Source organism: Rahnella sp. P4_A8, assembly GCF_056402435.1.
On the sequence record NZ_JBFUHK010000072.1, the window covers coordinates 1 to 18,054 of the forward strand.

The 18,054-nt window shown below is 52.2% G+C and carries 9 protein-coding genes and 2 pseudogenes; 2 read left to right on the plus strand and 9 right to left on the minus strand.

Annotated elements, in window-relative coordinates:
- A pseudogene (locus AC1DUO_RS21320) lies at positions 1-214 on the minus strand (ShlB/FhaC/HecB family hemolysin secretion/activation protein); the annotation flags it as partial.
- 1,057 nt (positions 215-1,271) lie between these two features.
- Between AC1DUO_RS21320 and AC1DUO_RS21325 the strand changes: the two are divergent.
- Both AC1DUO_RS21325 and queD read left to right on the plus strand, forming a co-directional pair.
- Entirely contained in the window at positions 1,272-2,231 is a 960-nt protein-coding gene (locus tag AC1DUO_RS21325) for a glycosyltransferase (protein WP_477988634.1), read from the plus strand.
- Between the two features lie 148 nt (positions 2,232-2,379).
- Positions 2,380-2,742: a 6-carboxytetrahydropterin synthase QueD gene (gene queD / locus AC1DUO_RS21330; RefSeq protein WP_477988636.1), complete on the plus strand. Its 363-nt coding sequence runs from the start codon at positions 2,380-2,382 to the stop codon at positions 2,740-2,742.
- A 57-nt stretch (positions 2,743-2,799) separates the two neighbouring features.
- On the opposite strand, the gene dpdD is transcribed toward queD, so the two are convergent.
- From dpdD to AC1DUO_RS21370, 8 genes and pseudogenes are all read right to left on the minus strand, one after another.
- Positions 2,800-5,055: a protein DpdD gene (gene dpdD, locus AC1DUO_RS21335; RefSeq protein ID WP_477988638.1), complete on the minus strand. Its 2,256-nt coding sequence runs from the start codon at positions 5,053-5,055 to the stop codon at positions 2,800-2,802.
- Entirely contained in the window at positions 5,042-5,593 is a 552-nt protein-coding gene (gene dpdK, locus AC1DUO_RS21340; protein ID WP_477988640.1) for a phospholipase D-like domain-containing protein DpdK, read from the minus strand. Before dpdK ends, dpdD begins: the two co-directional genes overlap by 14 nt.
- Positions 5,590-10,119 carry a protein DpdJ gene (dpdJ, locus tag AC1DUO_RS21345; RefSeq protein ID WP_477988641.1) on the minus strand — a complete coding sequence of 1,510 codons (4,530 nt, stop codon included), beginning with the start codon at positions 10,117-10,119 and terminating at the stop codon, positions 5,590-5,592. The genes dpdK and dpdJ overlap by 4 nt, the downstream gene beginning before the upstream one ends.
- 14 nt (positions 10,120-10,133) lie before the next feature.
- Entirely contained in the window at positions 10,134-10,919 is a 786-nt protein-coding gene (locus tag AC1DUO_RS21350; protein ID WP_477988643.1) for a hypothetical protein, read from the minus strand.
- On the minus strand, positions 10,916-14,002 hold the full coding sequence (gene dpdH / locus AC1DUO_RS21355; protein WP_477988645.1) for a protein DpdH: 3,087 nt from the start codon (positions 14,000-14,002) through the stop codon (positions 10,916-10,918). Before dpdH ends, AC1DUO_RS21350 begins: the two co-directional genes overlap by 4 nt.
- Positions 14,002-14,907: a protein DpdG gene (gene dpdG / locus AC1DUO_RS21360; protein ID WP_477988649.1), complete on the minus strand. Its 906-nt coding sequence runs from the start codon at positions 14,905-14,907 to the stop codon at positions 14,002-14,004. Before dpdG ends, dpdH begins: the two co-directional genes overlap by 1 nt.
- A complete protein-coding gene (gene dpdF, locus AC1DUO_RS21365; protein ID WP_477988651.1) occupies positions 14,891-17,455 on the minus strand; it encodes a protein DpdF in 2,565 nt (854 codons plus the stop codon). Before dpdF ends, dpdG begins: the two co-directional genes overlap by 17 nt.
- Positions 17,452-18,054 (minus strand): annotated as a pseudogene (locus tag AC1DUO_RS21370) (protein DpdE); the annotation flags it as partial. The pseudogene AC1DUO_RS21370 and the gene dpdF, both read right to left, overlap by 4 nt.

The following is an 18,054-nucleotide window of genomic DNA, read 5'->3' on the forward strand; positions in this document are numbered from 1 at the left end:
CGGGGGCGACTGACGTGCTGCGCTCCAGTTCCTGACGCTGCTGCTGGTTCTGCTGCAGAAGTTGCCGCTGCTGCTGTTCGATACTGTCGCGGTCGGCGGGGCTGAGCGGCGCGGCCTGCACGGCAAAAGCAACCAGTAAGTATAACGACGATAAAAGTCTAACTTTCCGATGTTTGAAATGTCGAAAACGAGTAACGAGGCTTATGATTTCCATATCCGGGCGTTTTCTCTCGCCGACTTGCTGCCCTTTCCGCTCTCAATCTTGCGCGTCAGGTGCCGCTACAGCGTTGAAGTATTGTTTAACATTCAACACATATCGGTTGAGGAGTGATCCACCTTTAGCAATTAACGGGCTAATGACATTGCAAAATATGTAAAAAGAGAGTCATGGGAAAGATTAATAAATATGCCAATCCAAGTGTTTTTTAGAGAATTACACCAAGTAATTTCCGCAAAATTACCTAAATAAGATGAATGCTGCTGAATAGCAGCCCTGCTGAAACATTATTTTAGAAATATTTAGAAATAAACCGGCTTAGTGAACGCATACCTCTTTTTTGTATCCCCTTTAGCTGTTCCGGCTCCGCATTCGGCTAACAGCCCTACTCGTCCGTTAATGGGCTGATGGTGCAATAACGTTGATGTAGCAGGTAATATTCCTTTAAATAGTGCTGAACTGAGTTATGCACCAATAGATGCGTTGCATGTTGAACCTCGCATTCTGAACACATTGGTCACAAATCGAAAATGCAGGCTTTCATGCTCATGATTTTAAAAATCTTTTTCTCGATCAGGTATTTCTTACCAGACTTATTTGGGCCATTCCACAGCGCAGGGCAAGGAATACCTATCCATTATCGATATCCTGCCCACATCGATCGGCGATAACGATCGAAATCCAATTATCGATCTATCAAAACGATTATCTTTCCAACAACCTCTCTGGTTATCCTTGGATTTCATTGGTGGCTGTAAAAAGCTTTGCATCACAGCGTATTACCGCTGTGGGGCTTGCTACGCCATCACTACAGGGGTGCCAGAAACTAATCGTCCCTCAGGTAACCATTATTGCATCAGATTAGTACGCCAACACCAGGCCACCATGCTCGAACGATGCAGCTGCGAAGAGATGAACATGAAAAGATGTACCCGATGTAATAATCGAACGGTTATTCGCGCTGGATAAAGAGCTCTGCGAGGAATGCTTATATGACATTCAATTGGAAATTCGAGAAAGAAGAGAAATCCCAGTCCAAAGGCATAAAGATTAAATGGCGCTCAATCAGCAAGACCTGCAGGCCGTGATCGAGGTCAGCGTCATTATCCCTGTCTATAACGCCGCAGAGACCATCAGTCACCTCATTACAAAAATCCTCAGCGAAACCCGTTTAACTATCGAACTCATCATCGTTAACGACGGTTCCACTGATGGTACCGGCAATCTTATCCGGGATATCTGCGACGATCGGCTCATCCTCATTGAGCAGGAAAACCAGGGCGTCTACGCCGCCCGCAATGCCGCACTGGATATCCACAGTGGTGAGTGGGTGATATTTCTTGATGCAGATGATGACGTTGAAGAGGGATTCATCTTTACACGCTGGCAGACCGCGATAAAAACTCAGGCCGATGTCGCTATCTTCAATGCCTGGCGCTCGGGTTCCGCTTTATCCAAAACGGCTGTGCATGCTAAACAGCCCTACGGACGAACCTTATCCGGGCATGACTGGATACGCCACTGTGTTACCCAACGTGAATGGCCGCACTACCTGTGGCTACAAATTATCAGGTCGTCCTATATCCGGCAAAACTCCTTATCCTTTCAGGCTGGCAAAAGCCACAAAGATATTCTCTGGACCATTCATCTCGCAACCAGCAACGGGCGTTTTTATCTGTCGGATTGCAAGGATTACATCTATAAGGTGAATGCAGATTCCATTACACATCGGACCGATTACTTTGATGTCAGGGCGCAAAGTTATATTGAGGTGATTGCAGAGATTATTCGGTTGGCAAAGTTAGAGCAAAATAGAAAAAAAAGGAGATTTTTGTGCCGGCATGCACTGGTTGAGGCACGGCATTTTCTTGGGCTTTACAGGAATAACGTTCAAGACAAATCTGGCCTCAAAACCAACTTCAGTGAACTTATCTCCCTCGCCTGTTTATCGAGAGGCATCAGTTGCTTCAGCGATGCTGTTTTCTTTATCAAATTAGTGGTTAAGCTTTTCTAATTCTCCCAATCATTATTACGAATAAATTCAGCTATCCATTTGTTTAATAGGTGGTTTTATAAAGCTCATTAGCATATTCTCGTTGCATGCAAATTGCTTCCAAATCTCTTCCCAGTTTGTTACTTTATAACAAATTATAGAGGAAACTATGAAAACCACTTTATTTAAAGATTTCACATTCGAAGCCGCGCACCGCTTACCCAATGTCAGTGAAGGCCATAAGTGTGGAAGACTGCATGGGCACTCCTTCATCGTACGCCTTGAAATAACCGGGGAAGTCGATAAACACACAGGTTGGATTATTGATTTCGCTGAACTCAAGGCCATTTTCAAGCCGACGCTGGATCGCCTGGACCACCACTATCTCAACGACATCCCTGGCCTGGAAAACCCAACCAGCGAAGTGCTGGCCGAATGGATATGGAATCAGGTTAAAACACAATTGCCGATTCTGAGTGCTGTCATGGTGAAAGAAACCTGTACTGCAGGTTGCGTTTATCGGGGTGAATAGCCTGAGATTGAACTTAGCTGTGACGTTAATACGCCACAGCTAAGTATTTTACCTTTACTACTCTTTCAGATAACTACGAATGCAGTCCAGCATGCTGGTACTTCCTTTGCCGGAAGGTTGCAGTAAAGGCTTATCCCCGCGCTCTTCTTTTATCGCATAATAAGCAGAATGTTTAGAACTAAGCCAGGCAAAAATAAATACATCTGCTTCTTTAGCCAATGAACGCAGCATGGTTGAGCCGCCTTTATCGTTGTTGAGGCGAATATCGGCCTGAGGGTAATCGGCTAGTAGTTGTTGTTTCACACGCTGGGCTACCGACTCCGTTAATGTATAAATACCCACTACCTTGTCATTCAACGTTGCTCCGGCACGAACCTCATCCGTGCTCTCTTCACTGTCTTCTGCAATCTGCGGGGGAATCTCACAGACAAGCCCGCACTCCCCGGCAAACTGAGCCAATAGGTTCCACTGCAATGCACTATAGCGGGCTGGGTTGCGGTAAAACATGTTGAGTACCAGATTGAATAATTGTTCTCTGGCAAGTTGGTCAGCAGTCGGGTAGACCAGAAACAACTCCAGCATATCCAGCCAGGCGCTGGCACTGGTTGTACCTGAACTCTCGATCATCATCTGCAGATTTTCTATCAGCTCGCGATAATCGTGCGAATTACCATCGCCCGCTAAATAACCGCGTGCCAGTTCACAGGCAGTAAAGATATCTTCGCGTGAGCTATTGTCGTCCAGCGCCAGTTGTTGCAGCAACGCCAGCCGGACAGACTGCCAGGAAGCGCTGGTTTGATGGTTATCCAACCACTCGAGCAGCACTGGAATGGCATCGCGCAGCACCATACTGGCGCAACTATTGCTTTTATCCAGCAACGAAACAAATGCCTCGGGCTGGAAAGCCGCTGCGTTCCATTGGTGGCTGGCCTGTTCTACCGCTTCTATCGCCCCCGGCCATTGTGGGTTATTCAGCACTTCCTGCAACCAGTCCTGCCAGTTATCAAGCCCGGCGGCATCCTGTTCTGTGCGCGTGGCTGGCAGCATCAACTGTAGCGCTGTGTAGTAACGCCGGAAGGCCGGTTTCGTCAGCAACGGGCCACGCTCCTGTTGTGCCAGTTGTTGCAGATAGCTGATAGCCTTCACGGCCGCGTCTGCACTGCCCACGACCCAGGCACATTGTAAAGCAATGGCTGCGCCGCGAGCGCTGACCGGCAGAAACAGCAACTCTTCCAGAACGTTTTCAGGGTGTTCATCGGCTCTGGCGAGTAATTCATCGGTGGTCGCCGCCGGTAGGGAGGCCACCGCAACGGCGGGCAGTGCTTCCAGCAACTGGCGGATCCAATGCCGGTCATCGTCCGTTGCTCCCTTCATCCCAGCGATCAATTGTTGTGCTTGTTCCGTCAGTCTTGCCGGGTCACTCTGTGTGTCGGAAAGCAACCACAGCAGGGTATTTTTTATCGCCGCGGGCGTGTTGATACCCTGAGTCACCTGGAACAGGCGCGGTACACTCTTCGCCAGCGAATAGTTGAATGCCTGACGTTGAGCAGCAAGATCGCCCAACAACTCATACTTCAACAGCACCTGCTGATAGAAGACGGCCATCACCTCTTCAGCCAGCACTAGCGGGTGCGGCATATCCAGAACCTGACGTAACTCAGTCGAGTCTAGCAGTCTGCTGGCGTCTCCTTCCAGCGCCATGCAGCGCAGTTCGATAAACAACTCGTTGATATGGCCGATGCCACCGGCGTTACGTAGTTCCTGCAGGTAGAGGCGCGTCTGTGCTGCATCACGGCGTCGCAGAGCGGCGCGAATATCACGCAGAATACGGCCACGCGGACGCAAAAGTGTGGGCTGGCGGTTCGGCCGGTCGGCGAACTGCTGACGCAGTCGCTCAATGCCGTTGAAAATCTCCGGGATCCTCGACTGAGAAAGCGAGCTGAATTTATATACGCTGACACCATAGTGATTGATCAGCGCCTTTTCCACCGGATCTCCCGGATCCAGCATCGTGCGCTGACGGTTAAAATCGGACCACGATGTGCCGACGTGCGCGTCTATCAGTTCGCGCAACTCCGCATAGTTTCGCTCCTCATCGGCCACTGCATACCAGGTGACTTTGTTGTTGCTACCCTTTACTACGCGCGGCAGGATCACTGGAAAGCAACCATTACGGACATCGTCAAGCCAGGGGTTCAATCTTCCTAAAGTAGACTCTTCAAGCAGGCCACCCGTGATTCTTTCCCAAGAGATAATATTTTCTTCGCTATGGAAGAAGGCGCGCAGAAACTGCTCACTGTCAGATTTGTTCATTGCCCCCTCCCTGTGCTGGTTGGTAAAAGTCATTAAACGCCAGCAACGCCTGCACGACGGCAGTTTTATCTGTGGTCAGGTTGATCTGTTCGTCGTTGATCACGATCCCACCAATCGTCAGGTTCATCGATCCGCTCAGGAAGAAATGATCTCCAAGGAACCCTTTGGTATGCAGCACCTCTTTCTGACCAATGAACAGGTTATCTGACATGCCATAGTTGGCAACACGCTCAGTTAACTGACGGATAAAACGTGCGTTATGCTGAGTCTCATTGGTCATCACCTTCAGCGTGCCGCCGTTGGCAACTGCACGCGCCAGCAGTTCTGAGGTCTGCACATGGCGCTGTCCCCAGGCTGGTTCAAGGTAGTCAAAACGACCGGTGCGGTTATCGAGTAAGTCGAGGTCGGTGATCCACGGCGAGACAATCCACAGCTCTATGCTGGGCTGAGCAATCTCAGCAACCAGCAATGAGCTAAGCACATCCATCACTTCACTCTGGCGCGAGCTTCTGGATTTAAAAATACGACGGGTATTCATTGGATCGCCTCCGGAATTTCAATCATGGCGAAGGTGTCATTATTGTGGCGCCGCAGGGCACTGACGCGCGGGTAGAAGAACAGCCCGTACATTTCCACCGGAGTAACCAGCAGAGTGGCGATGGCCTCATTGAGCGCATTGCCCGGTTCGGCCAGCAGTTCGCATTTACCATTATTCTCCAGATGCTGGTGGCATTGATGCATCCAGTCTGGCTGGCTGATCGCCACTTGAGCACAACTGTGCTGTACCACGTGGGCTAGTAACAGGCGCTCGGTCGGCCCGGCAAAGCTGTAGGGATTGTACCAGGTCAACCAGCTATCACGGATGGTATGGCCGCGTGGCCACAGCAGACCGTTGCAGGTATTAAAACGCCAGCTTTCCAGGTTGTGCTGCCCCTGGCAGGCCTGTTGTAGTTGTTGGTCGAGCGCGCTGGACTGGCTACAAGTAAAGGCATAGATACGCTGCGGCAATTCAATACCCAGTCTCTGCTCCTGCTGCCTCCACTCCTGCTGTAGTCGCAGTAAAAAGGCGTCACTGCTGGCAACGGTCCCCGGTCGTAACAGGCGGGTATTGATCGCCGAAAGGAAGCTGTGGGTGGTCATAAAGCCGCTACGCTGTAACTCACCAAGCAAGCTGCGTTGTGCATGGACCTGGCTGGCATGGTTGCTGGCAAGGCGCATCTCGTTTATACGCACAGGAAGAGATGAAGACGAGATTGCCAAATTTTGCAGCAGATGCCAGAGATTATTATCCATGGTTTCGTAGTCGCCGGGGCTAAGGTTAAAGTCCAGCAACTCGAAGAAGCGACGTGGATCTTCACGGTAAATCTGTTGGATTTTCTCAATGATGCCGCCGCCGCCGACTGTGGTTTCCGACAGCCAGATTTCGCGCTGATCATGAGCGAGCTTCTCAGTGCGCAGCGGTCCGCCATTGAGGTCGAGGATAAGATCATTGTCGTCGGCATCCGGGCAACACTGCATGGCGGTTTGCAGAAGCGCCGCGCCCAGTGTGTTAGTGAAATTGAAGGTCAACCACTGCAGCCAGGTGTTATCCAGCGGCAGCCACAACAATTCCACCCAATCGGCAATTTTTGCCATCACCGGGGCCTGAGACAGCAGTTCACGCAGACTTTGCTGTAGATCCTGTTCGACCTCTGCGCCGGTTTGCGCATCGTACAGCGTCTGGAAGATGCGGGCTGGAACGTCACGCAGGGCGATCCCCGCGCAGTCGTGTTGCAATGCACGAAATGCCTGCTCTGGCGTGCAATTTTTCAATACGGCTTCGCTGCCGATGCCTGCCAAAACGGTTTCTGCCAGCCAGCCACCAAGGAACGGATTAACGCTAATGGCCTCGTCGTGGCTGACTTCATACAGGAAACGTGCCGTACGCAGTCCAGCCATAAGTTCACGATTATTGCTGATGTTGGCGAGATCAAAATGGGGTAGCTGACACTGGAATTTTACCGCATCCACCCACAGCGAAAAGCCAAACGCAGCAGGTTTGCCCTGATGTTCAAATTTGAAGTCAATCTGCAAGTCTTCACTTTTATCACTGAATTTAATATTGGCGCGTGAACCGGTAGCGAAACGCACGGCTTCAATCGGGCAGTGTTGCTGATGACTGAAAAACTCGACCTGCTGGATAATATTCTGCCAGACATTATTGGATGGCACTTCCGCCGGGATGCCGCTAAGAGGTGGGCGGATCTCACTGTGCCAGGTCAGAAACGCGTTTGAGGTTTCACTTAGTTTAAAGTCATCTGGTGGTATGCTGGCCGTCACTTCCCAGGCGCGGAAGCAGGGTATAGCCTCCTTCCCGCTGCAGGTGGAGATATAGCCATCTGGCATCGGCTCACGTTTGTCTGGGGGGCAGTAATCGTCAATGGGGAACGGATGCGCCCCTTCTTTGAGATCGAGGTTTTCCGGTACCACCCAGTGGCGTTCACGAATGTTTTTGATGGCAAAGCGTTTGCTGATCCGGCCCGGAGCGAAATCTTTCATCCCCTGCAAAATTGGCATGCTATGCGAATCACCACCCTGACCGGCTTCATCCGGTAGGTTAATCTGCAACTCCGGCAGGCAAAGGTCATTAAACAGCGCCGACGGAATAAAATCCGGCATCGGCGTGCTTTTGCGGCAGTTATCCGCCTGCTCAACACCCAGTCGCGACCAGTTAGATCGCAGCCTTCTCAGTACAGTTGGAAGAAATGCGGTCATAATCGCTCGCGGCGGTTGCCACAACAGTGACTGCAGCAGGCTGCTGTTTTTAATCCCCATCGCTTCCGCCAGGTAAGTGTTAAATACCTGCTGGGTTTCCTGGCTATCCAGCAGATTTTCAATCAGGTCGGCCAGCGTTGACTGGGCTTCAGATGGCTTACCTTTGTACTGCGGGACTGATAGATCATCCCAGATACCGCGATTCCACTGATTAAGATACTCGTTGCGGCTGGAGAGCCAGTCCATAGTGGCAAAGGCCGCCTGCATACGCAGTACGTAGCTGTTGCCGACCGGCAGATGGCGCGCCTTTAGCACCGGTTCAAAGAGGTTTTCGTAGCACTGAAATGCCATGCGGTCGCGACCATAGTCGGAGAGTACCACTACAGTCCACGGACGCATGGAGCGCTGACGTCCGGCGCGACCTTTACGCTGCAGGAACTGGGCGTTATCGCGCGGGGCTTTATGCTGAATAACGGCACCGACGTTCGGGTCATTGAAGCCGACTTCCAGTGACGCGGTGGCGACAATCAGGTCCGCTGCATGGTCAACGCCGGCATCTTGCGACGAGGTGCGTTTCACATTGCTGCGATCAGCGGAGTCGAGCGTATGCCCGATCATTTTGGCCAGTGGCCACTGCTGACCAAAGGTAAACTTTTCCATATTCGGTGCATCGCCGCGCAACATAGCAAGCGGTTCTTTTTTTGCATTTATATTGCCGTTTGAATAACGGCCTTCAGCATCCAGCAACTGGAAGTAGAGGCGGTTAATGACGTCCATGTCATCGGTAAAGACAAAGCTACGCGTGCCGTACATGCCGTTGCTGACTGGCGCGGCGGCAGTGTCGAGCATGCGTCTGGTAAGTATGGAAGCCTGAATTGTGGTGGACAACAGGCTAGAGCGTGAAGCCGGATCACCACGTAGTGCCAGCATATACTCCGCGCCCTCTGTCTCCATATCGTCTTCGGTCGGGCTAACTTCCGCCACAAGGTGTTCTTTCAGTCCGGTTAGCGAAGCCATAAAGCGCGTCGCCTGTTCCAGCGTTGCGGACAGCCCAACAAAGTGCGGCGTAGCGCCCGACAGATGCCGCCAACGGCGGATTAGCATACCGTTCTGCGCGCCGCTGACACCGGAATAAGTGTGTACCTCATCGAGCAACATCATAGACGGTGGGACGACGTTTTTGCCTATGCCAAACAGCGATGCCAGAGACGAGTTGCCCATCTGCTTATTCAGCATCTCGGTACTGCTGAACACAATATCAGGAAGTTCGACTTTCATGCGCTTACGCGTCAGGATCACTTCGTCAGGCTCGATGATCTGCGTGCAGCTATCGCAGTGCAGGCGCTCAATGTTGTTTTCAAGATCGGCGGTGCGCCAGACCATTTTGCCGCGGCAACTCTCCGTCGGACAGGGAATATACTGGCAGGCCATGCCGGCACGATGCCGGCTCCAGGCCGTTTTCATGTAGTCGCGATAAATCGCATCTTTATCTAATGGCACCATGCCGAACAGCGCTGCTATACGCACTTTTCGCACGCTTTTCTCTGCCAGTTCACTATTCAGCTTGCGCGTCTGACGCAACGTTTCGATAAACTGATCCTTCAGCAGTTCGTTGCGCGGGTAGATTGCCAAAGCCTTTACTGAATCTTTTCTTTTGGCGACCAGTTCACTACCGATAAATGTCAGAGCGGGCAGATAGAACGCCAGCGTTTTACCGGTGCCGGTTCCCGCACAGACAATGGTGGCGGTTGATCGGTGCTTGCTCTGCTGCACGCCACGTAGCACGTTTTTGCAGGCGTCATGCTGAAAGCGAGCAAGGTTGTACATTCCGCCTGGGTGGCTGATCAGTGCCGACAGCAGTTGACGATGTGTAGAGGTAAAACCCTCCGTTTCATCAAGTTGCTGCAAAACCTCAGCAGCCTGTAGGTTACGCATCGGGTATTTGCGTTGGCGGCGCAAGAAGCGATAGTCGGACACTAGCGTCGGCGCGGTACGCCAGTTATCACCCCGGCCGTGCTTGGGAAACATCTGGCGTAACTGGCTGTAAAGCCGCACTGACTCTGCCATTCGGGTACGAAACACCGAAACACCATTTTGCTGGTGGCGCAATAGCAATCCGCGCTCGATCATAACTTTCGCTACGCCAAAGCTGGTAAGGCCACTGGCGTCAAGTGGGTGGTTTTGTAACGCCTGAGTGATAATATTGCTGAGCTCAGTCTGGCTGAAGAAACCCTGAGTGTTACCCCAAGTGAGCAGAACCGACTCCTGCGATTCCAGCTCATCGAGTGCGGCGCGAATAATCTGTTCCATTGAACTACGGCTCCTTACAGGCGTTTAATACAATAGCGCGTCGGGTCATCTTCGTTGGCCAACCAACTGAGCACATTGGGCGTCAGCATATTGAGCGAAGCACCTTGCCCGGCCACGGCTTTAAGGAAGAGATTGACTTCTTCCGGCACATCCAGATTGAGCGCCTCGCGCTGCACGCTGAGTTGCTCATGCAGTGCGAGCACCGCCTCAAATTCCTCACGATTTTTGGGCAATCCACGACAATTGTTGGTGAACAAAGCGGCAAGGTCGCTATATTGATGTTGTGCTTTTCGTTGTTCTTCCTGATGTGCCAAAGTACTGAACAGCTTCTGATCCACTTCCCACTGCGCTTTTAACGTGCGGGTGTAATTGCGCCAGGCAGTGGTGGTATGATCGCTGAGTTCATTGGTTAAGCGCTCAATTTCCTGGATCAACAGCGCCAATTCCTGAGCTTGAGCAACATCGTATGCATATACCTCGTACTGCTGAAGAAAGGCCGCCAGCGAGGCCTGTGGATGGCCAAATTTTTCGCGGTCAAACAAGCTAACAATAGGTTCACCACTCTCGCTATCGCAGACTTCTCGCAACAGCAAATAGCTGGTGAGGATCTGCGCTAGCTTTCTCACCGGCAAATCGATTTTTCGCGCCACCTGCAGCAAGCTGTCGCGTATCTCCTGAGCTTTTTCCAGTTGCTGATGGCGCTCAAGCCGCACTTTGAATTCGCTGCTGCGCCGTGCAAAAACGCTGATTTCTTCCGGCGCGCTGGCTGTTACCGCTTCACTGATACTTGCTTCACTCATGCTAAGTTCTTCTCCAGTTGCGTTAACTGCTCAGTTAGCTTGGTCAGGGTCTGTGCGATCTCATTTTCGGCACCTTCAATCTGCTCGCCCCCCTCATCGTGGTGACGCTGCTGCAGATAGTTGCCGGTGGCGTCTTCAAACTTGCTCCAGGCTTCCAGCAGCAGCCGAAATGCCTCGTATTGCTTGCCGTTGACAGCGAGGATTTCTTTCATCATCACCTGAGGATTATCGGCCGGCAACGTCAGCTTCTCCAACTGTCTGATCAGGTTTTTGAGCTCCGACTCTTTCCAGCCCCTCAACAGCTTCAGCAGAACGGGCACTGTTTCACCTACCGGGCGGACGGCGTCTACTCTGTTTGCCAGTTCAATGAGCTCCTTCATCGTATCGCAAATATTCATCGTTGCCAGATTGGCGCTATTGCCGTCACTCAGGCGTTCAGTTATGCCCTCCTGAGTCTTTAATAGCAGCGTACGATAGCCATTCAGTTTGTTTTTGACTTCGTGGATCTTACCCGGTTTCCCGGCGACGATTTGCTGGCTCTTGGCAGCTTCTACCAGCATTAATCCGTTAATGGCATAGGGTTGGGCGCCCGACTTTTTCGCCGCAGTCAGAGCGATTAAACGATCGCGAAGGTTCCGGTGTTCGACAATCACGCTAGCACGAGCCTGAGTTAAAAATTCGTCCAGCAGTGGATGACTATTGTCTGTGGGTTGCTGTTCCGTTAACAGAGCCTGCACCAACGTGGTCGAGACGGGAGACGACAATCCATCCTGACCGAGAAATGCACCACTTAACTGCAGGTCTTTGACAATACCAGAAAGCTCCTCGCGCTCTTCCTGTAACACAGTGAATTTTACTTCTGTTTCAATCCGGTCGACAAAGTTATGGAATGCTGCATAGTCGATCTCACTCTCGTCGAAGTCCCAGCCCTGGTAGTAATTGAAACGCACCATTGCCAGGCAAGCGCTGTACAACTCGGGAGTATCTCCAAGTGTCACCAGCGGGCGTGACTGGTTACCCACCAGCACGCGGGGTAAGTGGATCCTGCCCTGCGTTTTTACTGAACTGGCCGTTAGCGGGGTCTGGATTAGCTCGGTTGACCAATCAATGCGTGCAATCAACGCTTCAAGGAGCCATTTACGGATATCACGCGCTCTGGTTTGATCGAGCACGTTGCCCTGGTTCCATTTTTCCAGCGCAGCTTTCCATTCCTGAATGGCTATAGGTTCGCCGGAAGGCGGTGGCGGTGGCGGTGGCGGATTTTGATCGTCCTTTCCACCTTCTTCTGKAGGAGGAGGTGGTGGTGGTGGTGGTGGTGGTGGTGGTGGAACATCACCCAGAAGTTCTGCCGCCTGCTGCAGGCCAAATTCTGCACACATGGCTGGCGTCAGCCCTACTAAATTTGCACTATTGCCCCCCCAAATGGCCAATAGTGAATTGACCCGTTCGGGCTGGCTGACACCGGATAACCTCACCCGCTGCTGCAGTTCCTGCCCGCAAATAATATCTTCGTATCCTGACGGCGGGAACTGGCCATCAAGATAGCTCTGGCGATAGTGTCTCAGCGGTTCGCGAAGGATAGCATTCAGTATGTTGCGCGGGACAAAAACCAGCCCGTGCTCTTTATCCTGACAGTGGCGCTCAACCAGCTTTCCGATGGCTGCCGAGTTAAATGGAAACAGCGGGTGTCCATAACTGCTGCAACCAAAACTGGCCAGCACGGGCGCGGCGGATTCGTTCTCCAGCACTTCCTGATCCTGCCATACCGGAATATCCCTATAGCGCTGACTATCCTGCTGGTGGTGATAGTTTTCCAGTGCATCAGCGCCGTGTCGGGCGGCGTTAAGATAACGTCCGCAGAAGTCGACGACGCGTTTTTTCAGTGCGACATCGCTTTCGGTGGCGTGCTGCTGCTGGATAACCCATTCATAGCGGGCACGGGTGCCTAGCGTATTGCGGTGGCGTTTAAAGCTGTCGTGGCCCTCGGTCACTGCAATGATCGAATTAAGGGTACACAACACCTTTTTGCCTTCGTACTCTTCTTCTTCCAGCAGGCAGTCGATCAGCACATCCTCAATCGCTGAAGTGGCAGCCAGATCTTCCACAAGTAAGATCAGGCTCCGGCCTTCTGCCAGCAACTGACTGCGGATCATGCGCATTAGTTCCTGGAAGCTGGCCCGGTTAAAGCTGAACAGTTCTCCGAAGGTGTCTCCCAGTGCCTGTGGGATCACTTCGTTGACGACCCGAGCCGCTGCTTGTTTTTTTTCGTCACTGGTAAGTAACTGCTGATTGACTAAATAGGGCAGAACTGCCGGTGAAACCTGCCTGAGATTCAGGCCGCTAAAGGTGAAGTCCTCCGCAGACATTACATAGCGTAGGTTTGCAATACTGTCGTTGTCAGCACCCTGGCAGAAACGCAGTGCGATATTGTTCAGGCAGGCACCAGGGGCGGTGAAATATTGAGTCATCACACTGTCAAAAAACAGCGCGGGCAGACAGGTTGATGCTGCGTGTTGCTGGATGTCTCTCAACTGCTGTTTTCTGCTTTCGTCCAGCTGAACTTTTCCCATCTGCGCGCGCTGAAGCTCCTCTGGGGCTGCTGCGAATGCAGCGTTCAGCGCCTGACGCAGTTTGAGAGCAATATGTTCCGCAACATTTTCAGGGATCAGCAACTGCCCGACCCCGTTAACCTTCTCGCGGATGCTCTGATACTCCTCACCTTCAAGACCTTCAAGGATGGTGGTGAGTACACGCGGCAGCGAAGCATTTTTCGGAATACGGATGATGTGGTACTTCGCTCGATCTTCCCGACGTTTGAGCTGTGCATGGACCCAGCGCACCAAGTGGGATTTCCCCACGCCAGAGGCACCAATCAACGGCAACGGACGATTGTGCTTGAGCAGGAATTCCAGCAATGCCCCCTCGCCCACTTGTTTGGCCTTACGAGTGTGAAACTCGACGCAATCAAGGCGCATTGGCTCATGTACCGCCAGAAGTTGACTGTCTGCGAGCGACTCGGCTTCTGTCAGAATGCAGGTGGTAACATTCTCTTCGCGGGGCCAATAGCTATGTAGTTGTAGCATCAGTTGGCTCCTTTACGTGTCAAGGTGAGGTGGGTCACGGTACGCAGCACCCTCCCTTTTCTTCCAATTAACTGCATTGCGCCGCTGGCATCAGACTCCGCCTTCATATTGATTATTCCGCCGAGCTGAAGACGCAGCAGTGCACGCGACAGCGATGTCGACAGGTGATCAGAGCTAAGCGGTTGCCAGCCACCCACACTGATACGGTCCTCGACCTGCTTGCGGTAACTACCTCCATCCAGCACCGGCAGTGCCTGATTCAGGCGTTGCAACACTTCGCCAATGGACAGTTGCTCACCGGGTTGCATCAGAAATGTAAGCTCTTCACGGATTGCTTCGGTGGGGTCAATAGCGTAACGGTCACGGGTCAATTGCTGAGCAAACCCCAGCCAACTGAGATAGCCAGGCACAACAGCAATCTCATTACTGTTGATACGAAAGTCAGGCATGAACGTGCTAACCAAAACTTCAAGGTTGCTCGAGCTAATTTCGCCATTCTGATAGACATCCAGTGCCAGCAGCAATGCAGCCAGAAGGGTGAGATCGACGGCTCGTTCATCGCGTGAGTTTAAATCTCGGTTGTTCTCCACGGCCTGTAAGCAACGGCGTGCGGCCTGGCGCAGAGGCATATCTTTTGTGCTGAAATAGTTCGCATTGAGGCTGATTTCAGTTGTGTTGTTACCGGATTCTTCCTTTAGTAATCCTAAGTCTAACCACGCATTTAGTTCTTTTGGCGCTTTCCCGCTCGCATTTTCTGAATCGCCGGTATGCAACGCTGCCGGTGCGCAGAGCGCCATCAGTTTTTCACGCGGTAACGTGTTTTTTGGGCTGACTTTCAGCACCTGATAGAATGCGACCAACACGGCATACTGACTGCCGCCGTGGGCGTTATTGATAATCGACACAGTCTAGTTTCCTTTGAAGTTGTTCGAGGGTGATCCAATTGTGATTATCGAGGTGAACGTAATGCGCCCCGCCGGAGTGACAGGGATCAGGCATATCATGCGGGATAAGCGTCAGTTGTAACGGCGCCGGGCTGAACGGCGGCAGGTAGCCTTTGCGGCACGCCTCTGACGCCGGCAACACCAGTTCTGCCAGGTCACCCATGACATCATTATCCGCTACTGATTCGCCGCTTTCTGGCAACTCTTCGCTCAGCAGGGTAAGGCGTTCRCCAAGGGGAATAGCGGAGAACACACTGTACAGCAGCTCATCTTCTGCCCTGACTCGCTGGATAATGCCGGCTCGATGCAACTGCACCAGCAGCGTCGCAATGGTCTGATACCAGCCCTCACGCTCCCACTCATCGTCGATCACCGGTTTGTAAGTAATGAAGCAACTTGAGTGCGGCAAGCCGCTCAGCGTCTGCCAGCGGCCCAACGCATGCTGCGCCGCCGATACTGTCGGGTTCAACAACAACGGGGACGGGATCCAATAGCCACTGTTAAGCATCTGACGATCGCGGCAGGCAGGGCAGCCGCCACAAGCATGGCCTGGGATAAATTCTGTCAGGGAGTAGAGATCCACCAGCGTCTCGCATAGTGGCCTTCGCAGTGGCGCCTGAAGCCAATTGATTAGCGCATTATGGTTAGCCGTTGCTGCTTCAAGCGTCTTTTCACGGGAGGGGATAATGCGTGTTTTCCACAGTTCTTCGCCAGTGTGGTTACTGATCAGAATGCGTACCACCAGTGAATTCTCGTTCTGTCGGATGATTTGCTCTTTTGCCACTTCATAGCGTCTTACATCAACAAACAAACTTTTATCTGGTAGGTTTTGCAGTTCGGTATCCAGTTCCAACACGCCTGCTCGCACCATCATGAGGACGGTACGTAGGTTCCAAAATTTATTTTTTTTGCTACGAAAATTAAGGCCGTTACGGATCCTCTCTATATCAATACGATACAGACCGTCGCCCACAGATTCATGCCTGCTCCATAGCTTTTTCCAGCGTTCCAGCCCCAGCTCAAGACCAATCAACTTTTGTGAGGACAGGTATTCTGCCTGGCTGACGTCCTGATGGGTGTAAATCAGCAGCGAGGTACAGGCATAGCCATCGCGACCACCACGCCCAACTTCCTGATAGAAACGATCCATGTTTTCCGGCACGGTAGCGTGGATCACTGTACGCACGTCGTTTTTATCCATGCCTACGCCGAATGCTGATGTAGCAATCATGATATCCAGCTGATTTCTATCCCATTTCTTTAGCAGGCTCTGGCGTGTATCTTCCGGTGTATTACCGGTAAATGTTGCAAAACGTTGGTACCCCTGCAACCGCAGCAACTGCGCCCACTCTTCTGCCTCGCTTGGTTTCGTCACATAGAGGATCAGCGGGCGGGGAGCATGTATCAACGATTCCAGTACTTTAGCCCGTTTATCGCCGGGGTTTGTCGCCTGATAACACCAGTAAGAAGGTTCCGGGCGAAGATGGCTGGCGTGAACTTCCATCATCTGCTGGTCGAAAGTATCGCGCAAGGTTTTGCGGCTGGCTTCAGTAATGGTGGCGCTCATTAACAGTGTGGAACACGCTGGATGATGCGCTGCACGGCTGATGCGTTTCAGACCACGGATCAATCCTCCGAGTTGCTGGAAGTGCGGACGAAATCCGTTACCCCAGGTGGCGACAATATGTGCTTCATCAACAATGACATGACGCAAGCCCCCGTGTTTTGCCGCTTCAAACAATGCGAACTGCAGTGAACTACAGGTCGCTTCAGGAGAGGTGACAATCAGTCGCTGCTCACCAGCGCGGACGCGCGCGTAAGTATCGTATTTATCCTGTGCCGGTAAGCCGCTATACCAGGCGGTGACAGATTCTGATGTATGCCCTGCTTCAGTTAGCAGCATCCCGAAACGGCGAGCCAACTCCATCACCAACGCAGTAGTCGGAGCAATCAGCAGGCATAGCGCTCCTTGCGGCGGAGCCGTCAACATCAGCGCCTGCGCCACCAGTGTCTTCCCAGTGCCCGTGGGCAAATTCACCAGCAGTGTACTACCTGGCGGAGCCAACAGGGCCCGACGTACCGCATCACGCTGGCCCGGTGCCTGATAATGGGAATAGTTGTCCTGTCTGAAGTAACGACGCAGGACATAGTCCATAGGTATACGGGTATCCTGCCGGCATATTTGCTGCTCGTCACTGGCGAGAAAAGGCATGCCGCCCTGTTCAAGCCACTGCGGACTCCATGCAGACCCAGCTCTCAGCAGAAAGCTCTGCCTCATCCGATGACATCGGATCCCGCAAGCTTCCCACTCCTCTTGGTCTGGCCAACCGGCGCGACTGTCATCCGGGACGGTCAGTTCGCTATCGGCATAGTGTGCGTATTTTTCCCGGAACAACCAGTCACGGATCAACGCCCGGCGATCGAGTCGTCCGGCTGTTGATTCGGGAAGCAGGCACTCTTTAAGAGCGGGATAATTATCTGAATGATCAATTAATTGCGTGATATTCATCCGTTTTGCGATGCCTTGTGCAATATCGCTTCTGACGCGATGAGTAACGCCCGCGTCGCTAGACAGGTTATTTTCGGCTGCGCAATCCCCTGACGCAAAGTCTGCCCGATATCCTGCTGGTCCGAGTGGTGCAGTGCAGCACTGCTGAGATAATGTTTCAGACGGCTCAGGCTGAGAGTCTGTTGTGAGGCAAATCGTTTAACCGCCAGTTTCAGTGCGAAGCTGTAGCTATCCTGGCAGGTTGTCCGCCACTCTTTAGCGCTGATACAGTGGGCAATCTGCGCCCAGCGCTGTTCATTAAGATTGAGGTGTTTCCCCCCGCGATCTTTCGGAAAATAGGGTTCATTCAATATCGTCAACACGTCAGTGTCAGCAATCGACTCACCGAACTGGTTCAGCCACAAAGTCATGGTTTCCGGAGGCATCAGATAGTCGGCCAACCTTTGCTGCGTCGGGGTATTAACGTCAGCTTCAATCAGAAAATCGTAGCGGAAAAATATTTTCTGCTCATCACCCATACCGGATGTAATGCGCAGAACTGCGCTGGAAATACCGCGCTCTTCAAAATCCAGTAGTCGCAGGATGGCATCATGGAAAGG

Excerpts from the sequence above, each read along its gene's own strand:
- dpdJ (WP_477988641.1), bottom strand. The coding sequence starts at position 10,119 with ATGGAACAGATTATTCGCGCCGCACTCGATGAGCTGGAATCGCAGGAG.
- AC1DUO_RS21325 (WP_477988634.1), top strand. The coding sequence starts at position 1,272 with ATGGCGCTCAATCAGCAAGACCTGCAGGCCGTGATCGAGGTCAGCGTC.
- queD (WP_477988636.1), top strand. The coding sequence starts at position 2,380 with ATGAAAACCACTTTATTTAAAGATTTCACATTCGAAGCCGCGCACCGC.
- AC1DUO_RS21350 (WP_477988643.1), bottom strand. The coding sequence starts at position 10,919 with ATGAGTGAAGCAAGTATCAGTGAAGCGGTAACAGCCAGCGCGCCGGAA.
- dpdD (WP_477988638.1), bottom strand. The coding sequence starts at position 5,055 with ATGAACAAATCTGACAGTGAGCAGTTTCTGCGCGCCTTCTTCCATAGC.
- dpdK (WP_477988640.1), bottom strand. The coding sequence starts at position 5,593 with ATGAATACCCGTCGTATTTTTAAATCCAGAAGCTCGCGCCAGAGTGAA.